The sequence below is a fragment of the Duganella sp. Dugasp78 genome, assembly GCF_059491455.1.
Genome location: NZ_CP168506.1, coordinates 5,930,590 through 5,944,734, shown reverse-complemented (window position 1 = coordinate 5,944,734; position 14,145 = coordinate 5,930,590). Strand labels below are relative to the sequence as shown.

Here is a 14,145-nt window from a genome sequence, read left to right as displayed (position 1 = left end):
CCGGCCCGGCCAGTCAGTTGTGCTGGGCCGTGCGTGCGGCGACCGAGCCGCGCATCGTCACCGTAACCGGGAAGTCGCGGACGATTTCGTGCTGTGTGCCGTAGCACAGGTTGAGTAGCCAGCGCACGGCGTTCTGCGTCAGCTGTTCCATCGGGATGTGGACCGAGGTCAGTCCCGGCGACGTATATTCGGCCGAGTAGTCGTCGTCATAGCCGATGACGGAGACCTGGCCCGGCACGTCGACGCCAACGCGGTGGAAGCAGGACAGGGCGCCGACCGCCATTTCATCGTTGGCGCAGAACAGGCCCGTGAATTTGCGGCCCTCGTTGACCAACTGCTGCGTGGCGCTGAAGCCGCCCTCGCGCGAGAAGTCCGATTCGATCAGCCGCACCGTCGCACGCTCGATGCCGTTGCGTTGCAGCTCGGCGAAGAAACCGTCCATGCGTTCCTTGTTATCCGACGTGGCGGCCGGGCCGGAGATCACCGCCAGCTCGCGGTGGCCCGCTTGCAGCAAGGTCCGCGCCGCCAGTTCGCCGCCGTGATAATGGTCGGGGCAGAAGGAGGCGTCCGGCAGCTGCGGGCTGCGGCGGTTGAGGAAGGCCATCTTCGGGTGCATCTTGTGCAGCGAGATCAGGTCCTCGTCGTACAGGTCGTGACCCAGCACCACGATGCCGTCGCAATCGCGGCCGATCAGGAACTTGACTGCTTCCACCGCCTCGTCGCGCGGCGAACCGTCGCCGCAGCCGGTGGCCACGACCACGTGGCGGCGCATGGCGCGCAGCTCGACGTCGGTCTGTTTGAGGATGGTGCCGTAGTAGGCACCGAAGAAGGAGGGCGTGAAGATCCCGATCATGCCCAGCGACTGCGCCGACAGCGAGCGGCCGATGGACGAGGGACGGAAATTGAGCTGTTCGATCGCGGCCTGGACCTTCTTCATCGCCTCTGCCGACACCGGGCCGGCGCCTGAAATGGCGCGCGATGCTGTCGACATGCCTACACCGGCGAGCACTGCGACGTCTTTCAGCGTTGCCACGAATTCTCCTGAACTGGGTGATGGAAGCCGCGCCGATGCGGGCCACTGGGTTAGCCTCTATCCTATCATGATCTCCCTATGACGAATGGGGTATAATGTTCGATTGCTCGTAATTTTCGTGGCGTTTATCACAACCCATCGCAACCTATCGCACCTATCATGCAATCGCAACCACTCTCCCGTCTCCCCATGCCCGCAGCCGGCGCACCTGCGCCTAAAGTCGGCTTCGTCTCGCTCGGCTGCCCTAAAGCGCTGGTCGACTCCGAACAGATCCTGACCCAGTTGCGTGCCGAAGGCTACGAGACGGCCAAGTCCTACGACGGCGCCGATCTGGTCATCGTCAACACCTGCGGCTTCATCGACGCCGCCGTGCAGGAATCGCTGGACGCCATCGGCGAAGCGCTGGCCGAAAACGGCAAAGTGATCGTGACCGGTTGCCTGGGCGCGAAAAAAGACGCCGCCGGCGACGACATCATCATGAAGGTGCACCCGAAGGTGCTGGCCGTGACCGGCCCGCACGCGCTGGCCGAAGTGATGGATTCGGTCCACCTGCACCTGCCTAAACCGCACGAGCCTTTCCTCGACCTGATCCCGGCGCAGGGCATCAAGCTGACGCCGAAGCACTACGCCTACCTAAAGATCTCCGAGGGCTGCAATCACCGCTGCTCGTTCTGCATCATCCCGTCGATGCGCGGTGACCTGGTCTCGCGTCCGATCGGTGAGCTGATGCTGGAAGCGGAGAACCTGTTCAAGTCCGGCGTCAAGGAGTTGCTGGTGATTTCGCAGGACACCTCGGCCTACGGCGTCGACGTCAAGTTCCGCACCGGCTTCTGGAACGGCCGTCCGATCAAGACCCACATGACGCAGTTGATGGAAGCGCTGGGCGAGCTGGCCAAGTCGTACGGCGCCTGGGTGCGCATGCACTACGTGTATCCATACCCGCACGTCGACCAGGTCATCCCGATGATGGGCGAGCATATCCTGCCTTACCTGGACATCCCGATGCAGCACGCGCATCCCGATGTGCTGAAGCGCATGAAGCGTCCGGCCAGCGGCGAGAAGAACCTGGACCGCATCCTGGCCTGGCGCGCGATGAATCCTAACCTGACCATCCGCTCGACCTTCATCGCCGGCTTCCCGGGCGAGACCGAGGCCGAATTCGAATACCTGCTGGACTTCCTGAAGGAAGCGCAGATCGACCGCCTGGGTTGCTTTGCCTATTCGCCGGTGGAAGGCGCTACCGCCAACGAACTGGCCAACCCGGTGCCGGAAGAAGTACGTGAAGAGCGGCGCGGCCGCGTGATGCTGCTGCAGGAAGAGATTTCGAAAGCACGCCTGAAGGCCAAGGTTGGCACGACCGTGCGTGTGCTGATCGATGAAGTCAACCGCAGCGGCGGCGTAGGCCGCTCCAGCGCCGACGCGCCGGAAATCGACGGCGTGGTGTACGTCAAGCCGCCGTACGAGCCGCACAAGAAGCTGGCGGTCGGCCAGTTCGTCGACGTCAAGATCACCACCTCCGACGCCCACGACCTGTGGGGCGAGGCCCAATAAGCCAGTTGTCGTAGGCACGAAAAGCAGACCGCGGAAACGGGTCTGCTTTTTTTTCGGCTTACTTCTTGTCCGCCATCGCTCCCAACGCTTTTTCCGGCCCTTCCGTAATGTCGTTGATCGTGTAGTCGGACGGCACGGCAAACAGCGCGGCTGCGGGCTCCTCGCGCTTCAGGTTGGACATGCGGTAGACGATATCGCCGGTGCGCGGATCGCTGTGTTTCGAGTACAGCGTCACTTGCAGCTGAGGCGAATACCAGTTTTCGTCGGTCACCACGATAGCCTTGCGGTTGCCCGCCTCGCCGGCCGGAATCTCGTAGCTGCGCAACTTGCCCTCGGCCTTGACGCCGTCGATGTTCTTGGTGCCCAGCTCCTTGGTGGTGGCCTTGACCGCCCATTTCAGGTCGCCGTAAGCGGACGCAAGGAACGGCAGGGCCTCCATATAGGCGTCGGCATTCGGTGCTGCGCGCTTGACGACGATCTCCTCGCTATCCTTTTGTTCAGCCGCGCCCTGCTTGCCTTCTTTGCGCTGCGCCTCGGCCCGGGCCTTGATGGCGGTGCCGGCGGCAGTGCCGATGGCCTTGGCCTTGGCGGCGATTTTGTCCAGCGAGAGCTTGATCGCCAGCTTGGCCGCCGGCACCAGGGTATAGCTGGTGTTGTCGGCGGTCTGGATCACGATGCTTTGTACTTCGCCGTTGTTGGAGAGCGTTTCCTGGCGTGAGTTGCCAAGGCTGTCGCGGTAGTAGCGCGTGCTGGTCTGGCTGGTGATCTGATTACCATCGGTCAGGTTGCGCTGCGTCTTCTGATTCCCTGTGGCGCTGAAGGGGGCGTTCTTCACAACCTTGCCGCGCAAGGGGTCGACGCTCGCGGCGCCGGGCATGGGCGCACTTGCGCCGATCATCGGGCTTGCTCCACCGGCCGGCTGGTCGGCGGCATCCTCAGCCCAGGCCGATACGGCGAGGCAGCTGATCAAGGCTGAGAGAAGAATTTTCTTGGTGTTCATGTGGTCCTCTGGTGGTGGTGGTTACTGTACGGTTGTAAGGCGAAGTGCGAGCGGCTGTCCATCGGCGCCGACCAGCATATCGGCGCGTATCTGGTCGCCTGCGTTTTCCGGTGTGACCGGCATACCGAGCGAGGCCAATGCGGTGCGGGCGATTTCGGTCTGGACGATACGCGGATCGGGATCCCGCCGGATGCGCTCCAGCGGTTCGAGCGCAATGAACTCGCCGCCGTGGCCGAAATCGGCCAGCGCTGCGGTGCCATCGCTGTCTTGCTGTGGGGCGTGCGGCGGCAGCATGATCAAGATCACCAGGGCCGCCGCGGAGGTCAGGCCAGCGGACATGGCCCACTGGGCGCGGTGCCAGCGCTGGTACCAGCGCCGGGGGGGATGCTGCCGGGCGAAGGCGGCCATCAAATCAGCTTCCACGCCGGGCGGCGTGTGGTGGGCCGCCAGGCCATCGCGCAGGGCGTCGAAGCAGGGGGCGAGCTGCGGGTCTCGGGTGTCGTCGGTATGCATGGTCGGGCCTTTCAGGCGGAATTAATTTCGGTGGGGCGATGCTTCCCCAATTTTTTTGCCAGCGCCGCCCGGCCTCGCGACAGCCGTGAGCGAACGGTGCCAATATCGATCTGGCAGATCGCGGCGATCTCCAGATAGGACAGTTCGTGCAGTTCGTACAAGATGAGGGCGTCGCGGTAGGGCGGCGGCAACAGCGCCAGCGCGCACCGCACTTCTTCGGCCAGTTCGTTGGACAACAGGCGGGCCAGCGGTTCGGCTGCCTCGTTGCCGGCGTCAAGTTCAAGGTCGCCATCCTCGTCCGGCTCGGGCAGGCTGGTGTGGCGCTGGAGCGGCGCCTCGTGTTTTAGTACCAGGTTGCGCGCAATGCCGAGCAGGAAGGAGCGCAGCTCGCCGCGCAAGGCGTCGAACTTGAAGCTGTCCGTCAGCAGCCCCATAAACACTTCCTGCACGATATCGGCGGCGGTGTCGGGCGAACCGCTGCGCAGCAGCGCGAATCGAAACAGCGAGGCCTGGTGGCGCCGGTACAGGGCCTGAAAGGCGGCTGCAGTACCGGTGCGCATCTGGCGCAGCAATTCAGTATCGGAGGTGGTGGTTAAGGGCGTCATCGTCGGATCATCGTTGGGTCTTAATGATATTCCAGCGGCGGTGCCAAAAAGTTCCAACAAATGTGTGAAAAACCCGAAATATCATTCAATGGAGCGATTAAGTCTGATCGGGCAAAGCGTTTATAATCAGGCCATGACTATCAAAAAATCCCCGCAGACCACGCTCGTACATACCGACTACCAGGCCCCGGAAGGCTTTGCCGCCTTCCCCGGCGCCATCCACCATGCCTCGACGGTGCTGTTCAAGAACGTGGCGGCCATGCGTTCGGGCGACTGGAAAGAGAAGAACGCCTATACCTACGGCCTGCATGGCACGCCGACCACCTTCACGCTGGAGGCGCGCCTGGCCGAGATCGAGGACGGCAAGTACTGCCTGCTGGCGCCGAGCGGCCTGGCGGCGATCGCGATGGTCGATTTCGCGCTGCTCAAGGCCGGCGACGATGTGCTGTTGCCGGACAATGTCTACAACCCCAATCGTGAGCTGGGGCGCTGGCTGTCTGCCGATTTCGGCATCACCGCGCGCTACTACGATCCGCTGATCGGCGAGGGTATCGCCGCGCTGATCCAGCCGAACACAAAGCTGATCTGGACCGAGGCGCCGGGTTCGGTGTCGATGGAAGTGCCGGACCTGCCGGCCATCTGCAAGGCGGCGCACGAGCGCGGCGTGGTGGTCGCGCTGGACAATACCTGGTCGGCCGGCCTGGCGCTGCGCGGCTTCGAGCTTGGCGTCGACATCATCATGCAGGCGCTGACCAAGTACCAGTCCGGCGGATCGGATGTGCTGATGGGCGCCGTCATCACGCGCGACGCCGCGCTGCACGAACGGCTCAGCCTTTCGCATATGCGGCTGGGCATGGGCGTCGGCGCGGACGACGCCTACCTGGTCTCGCGCGGCCTGCCGACCATGCGTCTGCGCTTCGACGCGCACGACGCGGCGGCACGCAAGCTGGCCGCTTGGCTGCAGGCACGTCCGGAAATCACCAAGGTGCTGCATCCCGCGTTCACCGATTGCCCCGGGCACGAAATCTGGAAGCGCGACTTCAGCGGCGCGGGCGGTTTGTTCTCCGTGCTGTTTGACGAGCGCTATACCGAGGAGCAGACCGACCGCTTCATCGACGCGCTCAAGTTCTTCAAGATCGGCTACAGCTGGGGTGGCGCCAATAGCCTGGTGATGCCTTACCGGATCCAGCACATGCGCAAGGACTGGCAGGACAAGGGCATACTGGTGCGCTTCAACGTGGGCCTGGAGGACGTCAACGATTTGATCGCGGACATTGAGCGCGCGCTGGGAGAACTGCAATGAGCCGCTTCTGGAGCGATGTGGTCCACGGCCTGACGCCGTACACGCCGGGCGAACAGGTGCAGATGCCTGGCCTGGTTAAACTCAACACCAACGAGAACCCATATGGTCCGTCGCCCAAGGCGATAGCGGCGATGCAAGCCGCCGTCGGCGATCAGCTGCGTAAGTACTCCGACCCGGGCAACGCGGTCGTCAAGGATGCCGTGGCGCGCCGCTTCGGGCTGACGCGTGAACAGGTCTTCGTCGGCAACAGCTCGGACGAGGTACTGGCGCATACCTTCCACGCCTTGCTCAAGCATGAGCTGCCGCTGCTTTGCCCGGATATCAGCTACAGTTTTTATCCGACCTATTGCAGCTTGTACGGCATAGCCGCGGTCCAGGTGCCGCTGAACGAGCGCTTCGAGATCGACGTCGAGGACTATCGCCAGCCGTGCGGCGCCATCATCATCGCCAATCCGAATGCGCCGACCGGCATCGCGCTGCCGCTGGAGCGGATCGAAGCGCTGCTGGCCGGCCATCCCGACCAGGTGGTGGTGATCGACGAAGCCTATGTCGACTTCGGCGGACAAAGCGCCATAGCGCTGCTGGGCCGCTACGACAATCTGCTGGTGATCCAGACCTTGTCCAAATCGCGCTCGCTGGCCGGGCTGCGGGTGGGCTATGCCGTCGGTCACCCCGACCTGATCGCGGGCCTGGAGCGCGTGAAGAACAGTTTCAACTGCTATCCGTTGGGACAGGTCGCGCAGGCCGGCGCGGTGGCTGCGCTCGACGATCTGTCCCATATGGAGCAGACGTCGCAGGCCATCATCGCAACGCGCGTGTGGCTGACCGCGCAGATGCAGGCGCTGGGCTTCGAGGTGCTGCCCTCGGCGGCCAACTTCATCTTCGCCCGCCACCCCGGCCACGACGCGGCACAGCTGGCGGCGGGCTTGCGCGAGAAGGCGATCCTGGTGCGCCACTTCAAGCAGGCACGTATCGACCAGTTCCTGCGTATTTCCATCGGCACGGACGAGGAGTGCGCGAAACTGGTCGATGCCTTGAAAGCGATACTTTCGACCGGGTGATCAGGCGTTGATGGCGGCAGGCTCGTTGCGGTTGAGGCGCTGCACGCCGGTGATCAGCCGATAGGCCTTCCATAACCAGGCGCCCAACCAGACCAGGTAGGCCAACGGGATGCCGATGATGGTGACAAACAGCAGGGCGCCCAGGACGACGAACACCACATACCACCAGAACGAGCGGATCATCCAGCTGTGATGGCTGTGGACGAACGTCCCTTCGGTGCTGGGCCGCTGCAGATAGTTGAGCGCCAGCGGAATGACGGAAAACAGGCCCAGTGAAAAGACGAAGCTTACCGCGTGCACGATATAGAGCCACCAGGCGGTAGTCTTGGCCGATTCGAGGCGACCGTCCAGAACCAGTTCTTGCGACATGATCACTCCTTTGGTTGAGTAACGGTTCCAGTATAGCCTCAGTGCGGATTCCACGGCGCGCGGCGCTGGCGTGCGCCGACGGCCATTGGTTTGCTGTATAAAAAACCGTAGACCGCCTTGAGGAAAACGAATGCAGAGCAAGCAGCCGACCACGCTGGACCAGTGCCGCCGGTGCGATCTGTGGCAGCATGCCACGCAGGCGGTGCCTGGCGTCGGCCCCGCGCGCGCCCGCATCATGCTCGTGGGCGAGCAGCCCGGCGACCAGGAGGACCTGGAAGGCTTGCCGTTTGTCGGGCCGGCCGGCGCGCTGCTGGACAAGGCCCTGGCGGAAGCCGGCGTCAATCGCAGCAGCATCTACCTGACCAACGCCGTCAAGCATTTCAAGTGGGAGCTGCGTGGCAAACGGCGGCTGCACAAAACCCCGGTGCAGAAGGAAATCATGGCTTGCCGCCTGTGGCTGGAAGAGGAGCTGGCCCGTATCCGGCCGGAAGTGGTGGTGGCGCTGGGCGCCACGGCGCTGAAGTCGGTAGTGCAGAGCAGCGGTATGACGATGACATCGGTCATCGGCGCACCGTTCCAACACGAAGGGCGGTGGGTGGTGGCTGTGTACCATCCATCCTATGCATTGAGGGCTCGGGATGAGGCCAGCCGCAGGCAGGCCTACCAGGTTATCGTTGACGGGTTGCGTCAGGCGCTGGGCCTGCTGGAGAGCGTGCGCTGAAGGAAGCCGGTTACGTCGGCGAACAACTCCGGCTGGACGGCGTCGCGGTCGAAGCCCGGCGGGTCCTGCGAAGGCTTGAAGTTCGGCCGCGTCATCTCGGGAGGGAACTTGCTCATGAAGGCGAAGTGTCCGGCGCCGGCTATCTCGCGGTGCTCGACCAGCGCGGCATCGGGCACGCCGGCGATGATTTTCTCCGCATGTTCAGCCGGCGTGATCTCGTCCTTTTCGCCGGTACGCATCAGTATCGGCACGCGCACCGCTTGCAGCGATCCGGCGACGAACCAGAACGTGGCGGGATTGAGCAGCACCAGCGCCCGCACGCGCGGATCGGCCTTCACCGGCACCGGCTGCGGCTGGCCGTTCTTGTTCTCGCGCGGGCCGGACCAGGGCTGGCCGCCGGCCACCGCCAGCGCCGTATAGCCGCCGATCGAATGGCCGATGACGGCTACTCCATCGCCTGCGATATGGCTTTTGAGGACGGGATCGGCCAGCGCCGCATCGATGGCAAGCGTGATATGGCGCGGCCGGTTGGCCAGGTTGGCGGCGGTGCCGGCCAGGCTGTTGTCGTGGCGTGTATTGCCCGTATGCGCGGGCAGCGCCACCACAAAGCCTGCCTGCACCAGGTGCCTGGCCATCTGACGGTAGGCCCAGGGCGTACCGGAATTGCCATGTGAGATCAGCACCAGCGGATGCGCGCCGGCGGACGGCGGCGCATCCCTGGCGACGTTCACTGTATAGGGGCCGAAATGTTCGGCCGCTTCGACACCATCGGCGGGATAGAGCAGTGCCAGCGGCACCACCGCACCCTGTGCCGCGTCTTCGATGTCGACCAGGCGACAGCCGCATACCTGAACCATGCTTTGCTCCTTACAACGGTCGGACGGGAATGCAGATGTCGAGGGTCATCGCACCGGTCTTTGGATTGATCGCCAGGTCGGGCCTGAACATTTCGAAGCAAGGGCGGTCGTCGCACTGCAAGCCGCTGGAGGGCAGCCAGTTGCGCGTGATCCAGGTCCAGGCGTCGGCAATGTCGGTGGGCTGTCCCTCGAAGCGGGCGACGGCGTAACGGCCGCCGGGCAGGGTGGCGATGTCGGCCGAGCCGGCGGCGACGAAGGTTTCCGGCACGGTGATGCAGGCGTCGTAGCGGCACTTGTCGGCCGGCGTCACGCTTGGGTCGTCGTAGCCGACGCCGTAGCACAGTTGCTGGTCCAGGCCGTGCGACTGTATCCACGGCGTCACCGTGGCGCGCCAGAAGGCGCCTATGCCTGGGCCGTAAGGGCCGATGTGGCGATGATAGGCGACGCGTGCGGCAGGCAAGTCGATCACTTTTACGTCCATATTGAAATCTCCTGATTCGTGGTTGGAGATGTCATCGTCGCCGATACCGGTTTGCGGCGTCTGATCGTAGTTGCTCAACACCTGATCCAGATTGCTCTGCGCGCGGCGGTTGCTGCCAAGCGCCTGCGACGCCAGCCGCTCTAGCGTGTCGCGCCGCCACTCGGTCGGCGTGCAGCCGAACCTGAGCTTGAAGGCGCGCGCGAATGCCTCGCCTGAGCCGAAGCCGGTGGCCAGCGCCGTTTCCAGCACCGATTCCGGCGGCATGCAGCTCAGGCGGAACGCGGCTTTTTCCAGCCGGCGCCGGCGTGCGTAGTCGCCCAGGGTTTCGCCCATCCAAGACTGGAAGATGCGATGGAAGTGGAAGCGCGAGAAGTTGGCGACGTCCGCCAGTTGTGCCAATTCCAGCGGCTGGTCCAGATGAGTGTCGATGTAGTTCAGCACGCGATTCATGCGCCGCGCGTACTCGGCGCGCGGAGACTGGTCGTTAGGGAGGTTCATTTATTGTGCCGGCGCGGCGCCGGGCGCGAATTAAAATCTATAAAATATAAGCTGATTATATAAGGAGTGGGTGTGGCTGCGAAAACATCGGTACTGTTTGTCTGCATGGGGAATATCTGCCGTTCGCCGACCGCGGAGGGCGTGTTCCGCCATCGCGTCGAGGCGGCCGGCCTGGCCGAGCGCTTTCTCATCGATTCCGCCGGCACCCACGGCTATCACGTCGGCGAGCCGCCGGATGCACGCTCGATGGAGTATGCCGCCAAGCGCGGCTACGATTTGTCGGCGCAGCGCGCGCGCAAGGTGGCGGCCAGCGACTTCGAAACCTTCGACCACGTGCTGGCGATGGACCACGATAATTTGCGCCTACTGGAAGCTGCGTGTCCGCCGCAGCACCGCCATAAACTGGGGCTGTTCATGGCCCACGCCAGCCGCAGCGCATCCGATGTGGTGCCCGATCCCTACTATGGAGGCGGCCGCGGCTTCGACACGGTGCTGGACTATATCGAGGACGCCTCCGATGGTCTGATCGTCGCCCTCAGCGCGAAATAAGCGATTGCGAAAAAAATAAGATGATGGCAGCATACGGCGGTTGATCGCCAATTGAGAGCGATCCGCCTCAGGAGAAAATATGTCGCAACATCGCAAGTGGATGCTATCCGTGGGCCTGGCAACGGCCGTTCTGTTTGGTGGCGCTGTGCAGGCCGAGGATCTGAAGCAGCTCGAAACGCTGGTCGACAAAGCCGCCGCCCGTGATCATTTTTCCGGCGCGGTGCTGGTGGCCAAGGGCGACCAGGTCTTGCTGGACAAGGGCTACGGCTCCGCCAACCTGGAATGGAATATCCCCAATTCGCCGAGCACCAAGTTCCGCCTGGGCTCCGTGACCAAGCAGTTCACGGCCGCCAGCGTGCTGCTGTTGCAGGAGCGCGGCAAACTCGCCATCTCCGACCCGGTCAGCAAATACCTCAGCGGCCTGCCTGCCGCCTGGAGCAAGGTGACGATTTTCCAGTTGCTGAACCATACCTCCGGCATCGCCAACTTCACGTCGACCAAGGAATACCAGACGATAGAGCCGTTCACCAAGAAGCCTGAGGAATCGGTGGCGCTGGTGCGCGACAAGCCGCTGGAGTTTGAGTCGGGCTCCCGTTTCAGCTACAGCAACACCGGCTATGTGCTGCTGGGCGCCTTGATCGAGAAGGTCAGCGGCCAGACCTACGACGCCTTCGTGCGCCAGAATATCTTCGAACCGCTCGGCATGAAGGACAGCGGCTACGACTGGAACGCCAACGTGCTGCCGAACCGCGCCGCCGGTTACGCGCGCGGCAAGCATGGCATGACCAACGCCGGCTTTATAAATATGAGCATTCCGCACGCCGCTGGCGCTCTGTACTCCACCACCGGCGACCTGCTGCGCTGGCAGCGCGGCCTGTATGAGGGCAAGCTGCTGTCGCCGGCGTCGCTGGAGGCGATGACCACCCCTTACCACTCCGGCTACGGTTTCGGCCTGGCTATACAGCAGAAGGACGGCGGCAAGGAAGTGGGCCACGGCGGCGGCATCGAAGGTTTTGCCACCGAGGTGCATTACCGCATGGCCGATAAGATCAGCGTGATCGTGCTCAGTAACGTCGAAGGCAGCGAGCTGGAAGCGCTGACCGCCAAGCTGACCGCGACCGTGCGCGGCGCCAACTATGTGATGCCGGCGGAGCGCAAGGATATCGCCCTGTCGGCCGAGCAGATGGCCGCCATCGCCGGCACCTACACGATGACGGACGGCCGGCGCCTGTGGCTGCGCGCCAGTAACGGCGGCATGACGACGCAGTTGCAAGGCCAGGGTTCGCTGCCCATTTATGCGGAGTCGGCGGACAAGCTATTCCTGCGCAAGGTGGACGCGCAGCTTGAGTTGCACCGCGACGCCGCAGGCAAGGTGGATGCGGTGACGCTGCTGCAAGGCGGCCGCACCATGCGCATGCCGCGTGTGGACGAAGCGCCGCCGGCCGACGACGGCGCGGCTGCCGGTCAATAAGGGAGGCGACATGAAATTCAAATCTGTTCTATTGGCGACGATCGCGCTGGCCGCCGCGCAGCTGCATGCGCAGGAAAACGCCCAGCAGCAGTTGCTGAAACTGGTGCAAAGCTACACCGAGGCGCAGCGCGATTTCGAGCCAGCGAAGATCGACGCCATCGTCACCCGCGATTTCTACGAGGTGTCGCCGCTCGGCGAGGTGGACCCGCGCGAGAAGGTGCTGGGTTTCTACCTGCCCGCCAACAAGCGCGAGACGCCGACGATGGAGGTGTCCGAGCCGGCTATCCAGATGTTCGGTAACACCGGCACCGTGGTGGTCAAGCTGTCCGGCACCGTGACCGTGAATGCGGAGAAGCGGAACTTCGCGCTGCGCGCCGGCTATGTCGCGGTGAACGAGGGCGGCAAGTGGAAGCTGGCCTCGGCGCAGTACACCGGCATCCGTCCCGCCAAAGCTCAGTGACCGGACCATGAGCGCACATATCATCAAACTGGAAGAGTCACCCGATGGCGGCGACATGCAGGCGCTGGTCAAAGGCCTGACCGCCTACAACGCCGCGCATGCCAACGGCGAAACGCCGAACTACCTGCTTGCCACCGTCAAGGACGACGATGGCAAGCTGGTTGGCGGCCTGCTGGGTGCCACATATCTCGGATGGCTGCAGATCCAGGTGGTGTGGCTGGACGACTGTGTGCGCGGCCTGGGCTACGGCAGCGAGTTGATGGCGATCGCGGAACGCGAGGGCTTGCGGCGGGGCGTACAGAATGCCTTTGTCGAGACGCTCAGCTTCCAGGCTTTGCCGTTCTACGAAAAGCTGGGCTACACCGTGTTCAGCCGCCTCGCCGATTTTCCTCCAGGCGGGGCGCGCTATGCACTGACCAAAAAACTGAAAGGCTGACAGCAATGGACTTCGATTGGCACGGAACACCCATCTCGCGCACGACCGTGGTCGATGCGTCATATCGCAGCACGCAGAATGTGCGGCGCTTCATGCGTGAGCAATGCGGCGACGACTTCAAGTTCGACCGCGACCTGATGGCGTGGATACGCAGCGGCGCCGCACGCTCAATGGGCGACGTGGTGGATGAATGGCGGAGACGCCGTCAGGGCCGCTGATTGTCATGCGAGGCGGCGAACACGGGACCGCCGAGGTATGAATAGTAGAAGCGCCGCTGGCCGGTCGACAGCAGCACGTGGTGAGCGCGCAGGAAGTCGCGTCCCAATATCATCTGATGCTCCCTTGGGTCTAAACCGCGGTCTTCCGATTCGATGACCGTGATGCGCGGATGAGCGATCTCTTCTTCGCCGATGGCGAAGCTGTCGAACGAGGTGACCCACGATTGCCGGCTTTTTCCGTTGACGCCCCGCAGTTTTCCGCCCTTGCGCGCGCCGGCGGATGCGGGATCGAATCCCAGTCGCTCGGCGGTGGACTGGTCGATCACCGAAATGGAGGCGCCGGTATCGATCAGGGCCATCAGCTTGCTGCCGTTAATCGTCACCTGCACGACGGCGCGGCTGTCACGAGATGGTATGTCCATCGGCACGTCCAGCGCTTTGGCGTCCCAGTAGGCCAGGGACCTGTCGTCGCAGCCGGCACCGCGGAAGAACTTGAGCTTCTTGTCCGTCAGCGAGATTTCCAGATCGGCTTGCAGCAGGTAGTCGGCGCCGATGATGCCGCCGTAGCCGGGAACGTCGTAGCCTTCGATGACGGGGAATAAAGTCTGGCGTACGTGCGAAGGGCCTATGGTCACTTCCTTAGGGCGAGCCGAAAACATCGGCGCGCGTCCCCCTACGCCATACGCGATCTCGCTGGTGCGGGTCAGCGTGATTTGCTGGCGGTCGAGTTCCGCGCGCGTCAGCAGGGTTTTGGAGGCGCCGGTATCGATCAGCATGTGCACGGATTTACCATTGATTTGGGCGTCGAGGTAGGGCGTGCCGGAAACGTGTTCGTCCACGTTGATGTCCAGGGCTGCCAATTCGGTATAGCGGCATTCCGCGGCGGCTTGAGCGAAGACGGCGGCCAGCAGCATGCAAACGAGGAGTCGGATCATGAATAAGGGAGAGCGGTTGGCGGGCGTCGATATTATCATTTTTGATAACTTATGTGTGCGCCCACACCCCCATAACAACCGTTC

At 63.4% G+C, this 14,145-nt stretch carries 17 protein-coding genes; 9 read left to right on the top strand and 8 right to left on the bottom strand.

Annotated features, from left to right (window positions below; translation table 11 throughout):
* Positions 1-13: 13 nt before the first annotated feature.
* The gene (locus tag ACEN9O_RS26330) at positions 14-1,033 is read right to left on the bottom strand and encodes a LacI family DNA-binding transcriptional regulator (RefSeq protein WP_495614747.1); all 1,020 of its coding nucleotides are present in this window, start codon (positions 1,031-1,033) and stop codon (positions 14-16) included.
* A gap of 159 nt (positions 1,034-1,192) precedes the next feature.
* Here ACEN9O_RS26330 and rimO point away from each other — a divergent pair, with 159 nt between their 5' ends.
* On the top strand, positions 1,193-2,584 hold the full coding sequence (rimO, locus tag ACEN9O_RS26325; protein ID WP_495614746.1) for a 30S ribosomal protein S12 methylthiotransferase RimO: 1,392 nt from the start codon (positions 1,193-1,195) through the stop codon (positions 2,582-2,584).
* Between the two features lie 58 nt (positions 2,585-2,642).
* Here rimO and ACEN9O_RS26320 read toward each other — a convergent pair whose 3' ends face one another.
* From ACEN9O_RS26320 to ACEN9O_RS26310, 3 genes are read right to left on the bottom strand one after another with little or no spacing between them, the layout of a single operon-like run.
* Positions 2,643-3,584: a hypothetical protein gene (locus ACEN9O_RS26320; protein ID WP_495614745.1), complete on the bottom strand. Its 942-nt coding sequence runs from the start codon at positions 3,582-3,584 to the stop codon at positions 2,643-2,645.
* Positions 3,585-3,605: 21 nt separating this feature from the next.
* The gene (locus ACEN9O_RS26315; RefSeq protein WP_495614744.1) at positions 3,606-4,097 is read right to left on the bottom strand and encodes a hypothetical protein; all 492 of its coding nucleotides are present in this window, start codon (positions 4,095-4,097) and stop codon (positions 3,606-3,608) included.
* Between the two features lie 11 nt (positions 4,098-4,108).
* A complete protein-coding gene (locus ACEN9O_RS26310; RefSeq protein WP_495614743.1) occupies positions 4,109-4,702 on the bottom strand; it encodes an RNA polymerase sigma factor in 594 nt (197 codons plus the stop codon).
* 133 nt (positions 4,703-4,835) lie between these two features.
* Between ACEN9O_RS26310 and ACEN9O_RS26305 the strand changes: the two genes are divergently transcribed.
* Both ACEN9O_RS26305 and hisC read left to right on the top strand, forming a co-directional pair.
* Entirely contained in the window at positions 4,836-6,005 is a 1,170-nt protein-coding gene (locus tag ACEN9O_RS26305) for a cystathionine beta-lyase (protein ID WP_495614742.1), read from the top strand.
* Positions 6,002-7,066 (top strand): histidinol-phosphate transaminase, encoded by a 1,065-nt coding sequence (gene hisC, locus ACEN9O_RS26300; protein WP_495614741.1) that lies wholly within the window; start codon positions 6,002-6,004, stop codon positions 7,064-7,066. The genes ACEN9O_RS26305 and hisC overlap by 4 nt, the downstream gene beginning before the upstream one ends.
* Here hisC and ACEN9O_RS26295 read toward each other — a convergent pair whose 3' ends face one another.
* On the bottom strand, positions 7,067-7,435 hold the full coding sequence (locus ACEN9O_RS26295) for a DUF4870 family protein (RefSeq protein WP_495614740.1): 369 nt from the start codon (positions 7,433-7,435) through the stop codon (positions 7,067-7,069).
* A 130-nt stretch (positions 7,436-7,565) separates the two neighbouring features.
* On the opposite strand from ACEN9O_RS26295, the gene ACEN9O_RS26290 reads away from it, so the two are divergent.
* Positions 7,566-8,156 (top strand): UdgX family uracil-DNA binding protein, encoded by a 591-nt coding sequence (locus ACEN9O_RS26290; protein ID WP_495614739.1) that lies wholly within the window; start codon positions 7,566-7,568, stop codon positions 8,154-8,156.
* On the opposite strand, the gene ACEN9O_RS26285 is transcribed toward ACEN9O_RS26290, so the two are convergent.
* Both ACEN9O_RS26285 and ACEN9O_RS26280 read right to left on the bottom strand, forming a co-directional pair.
* Complete coding sequence (locus ACEN9O_RS26285; protein WP_495614738.1) at positions 8,123-9,013, bottom strand: alpha/beta hydrolase family protein; 891 nt, start codon at positions 9,011-9,013, stop codon at positions 8,123-8,125. The two genes, ACEN9O_RS26290 and ACEN9O_RS26285, sit on opposite strands and share 34 nt — an antisense overlap.
* A 10-nt stretch (positions 9,014-9,023) precedes the next feature.
* Positions 9,024-9,992, bottom strand: coding sequence for an AraC family transcriptional regulator (locus ACEN9O_RS26280; protein WP_495614737.1), 969 nt, complete (start codon positions 9,990-9,992; stop codon positions 9,024-9,026).
* Positions 9,993-10,058: 66 nt separating this feature from the next.
* Between ACEN9O_RS26280 and ACEN9O_RS26275 the strand changes: the two genes are divergently transcribed.
* The 5 genes from ACEN9O_RS26275 (at position 10,059) to ACEN9O_RS26255 (ending at position 13,126) form a co-directional block, all read left to right on the top strand.
* Positions 10,059-10,541 (top strand): low molecular weight protein-tyrosine-phosphatase, encoded by a 483-nt coding sequence (locus ACEN9O_RS26275; RefSeq protein WP_495614736.1) that lies wholly within the window; start codon positions 10,059-10,061, stop codon positions 10,539-10,541.
* Positions 10,542-10,620: 79 nt separating this feature from the next.
* On the top strand, positions 10,621-12,012 hold the full coding sequence (locus ACEN9O_RS26270; RefSeq protein ID WP_495614735.1) for a serine hydrolase: 1,392 nt from the start codon (positions 10,621-10,623) through the stop codon (positions 12,010-12,012).
* Between the two features lie 10 nt (positions 12,013-12,022).
* Positions 12,023-12,472, top strand: a complete 450-nt coding sequence (locus tag ACEN9O_RS26265; RefSeq protein ID WP_495614734.1) for a nuclear transport factor 2 family protein — start codon at positions 12,023-12,025, stop codon at positions 12,470-12,472.
* Between the two features lie 7 nt (positions 12,473-12,479).
* Entirely contained in the window at positions 12,480-12,908 is a 429-nt protein-coding gene (locus ACEN9O_RS26260; RefSeq protein ID WP_495614733.1) for a GNAT family N-acetyltransferase, read from the top strand.
* A 5-nt stretch (positions 12,909-12,913) separates the two neighbouring features.
* Positions 12,914-13,126 carry a DUF6434 domain-containing protein gene (locus ACEN9O_RS26255; RefSeq protein ID WP_495614732.1) on the top strand — a complete coding sequence of 71 codons (213 nt, stop codon included), beginning with the start codon at positions 12,914-12,916 and terminating at the stop codon, positions 13,124-13,126.
* On the opposite strand, the gene ACEN9O_RS26250 is transcribed toward ACEN9O_RS26255, so the two are convergent.
* On the bottom strand, positions 13,114-14,061 hold the full coding sequence (locus tag ACEN9O_RS26250) for an aspartyl protease family protein (protein ID WP_495614731.1): 948 nt from the start codon (positions 14,059-14,061) through the stop codon (positions 13,114-13,116). The genes ACEN9O_RS26255 and ACEN9O_RS26250 overlap by 13 nt on opposite strands.
* Positions 14,062-14,145: the final 84 nt, after the last annotated feature.

What these genes read in the sequence shown, in the direction of transcription:
- ACEN9O_RS26305 (WP_495614742.1), top strand. Translation starts at nt 4,836, where the DNA reads ATGACTATCAAAAAATCCCCGCAGACCACGCTCGTACATACCGACTAC.
- ACEN9O_RS26265 (WP_495614734.1), top strand. Translation starts at nt 12,023, where the DNA reads ATGAAATTCAAATCTGTTCTATTGGCGACGATCGCGCTGGCCGCCGCG.
- hisC (WP_495614741.1), top strand. Translation starts at nt 6,002, where the DNA reads ATGAGCCGCTTCTGGAGCGATGTGGTCCACGGCCTGACGCCGTACACG.
- ACEN9O_RS26320 (WP_495614745.1), bottom strand. Translation starts at nt 3,584, where the DNA reads ATGAACACCAAGAAAATTCTTCTCTCAGCCTTGATCAGCTGCCTCGCC.
- ACEN9O_RS26255 (WP_495614732.1), top strand. Translation starts at nt 12,914, where the DNA reads ATGGACTTCGATTGGCACGGAACACCCATCTCGCGCACGACCGTGGTC.
- rimO (WP_495614746.1), top strand. Translation starts at nt 1,193, where the DNA reads ATGCAATCGCAACCACTCTCCCGTCTCCCCATGCCCGCAGCCGGCGCA.
- ACEN9O_RS26315 (WP_495614744.1), bottom strand. Translation starts at nt 4,097, where the DNA reads ATGCATACCGACGACACCCGAGACCCGCAGCTCGCCCCCTGCTTCGAC.
- ACEN9O_RS26310 (WP_495614743.1), bottom strand. Translation starts at nt 4,702, where the DNA reads ATGACGCCCTTAACCACCACCTCCGATACTGAATTGCTGCGCCAGATG.
- ACEN9O_RS26295 (WP_495614740.1), bottom strand. Translation starts at nt 7,435, where the DNA reads ATGTCGCAAGAACTGGTTCTGGACGGTCGCCTCGAATCGGCCAAGACT.
- ACEN9O_RS26260 (WP_495614733.1), top strand. Translation starts at nt 12,480, where the DNA reads ATGAGCGCACATATCATCAAACTGGAAGAGTCACCCGATGGCGGCGAC.
- ACEN9O_RS26285 (WP_495614738.1), bottom strand. Translation starts at nt 9,013, where the DNA reads ATGGTTCAGGTATGCGGCTGTCGCCTGGTCGACATCGAAGACGCGGCA.
- ACEN9O_RS26290 (WP_495614739.1), top strand. Translation starts at nt 7,566, where the DNA reads ATGCAGAGCAAGCAGCCGACCACGCTGGACCAGTGCCGCCGGTGCGAT.
- ACEN9O_RS26280 (WP_495614737.1), bottom strand. Translation starts at nt 9,992, where the DNA reads ATGAACCTCCCTAACGACCAGTCTCCGCGCGCCGAGTACGCGCGGCGC.
- ACEN9O_RS26250 (WP_495614731.1), bottom strand. Translation starts at nt 14,061, where the DNA reads ATGATCCGACTCCTCGTTTGCATGCTGCTGGCCGCCGTCTTCGCTCAA.
- ACEN9O_RS26270 (WP_495614735.1), top strand. Translation starts at nt 10,621, where the DNA reads ATGTCGCAACATCGCAAGTGGATGCTATCCGTGGGCCTGGCAACGGCC.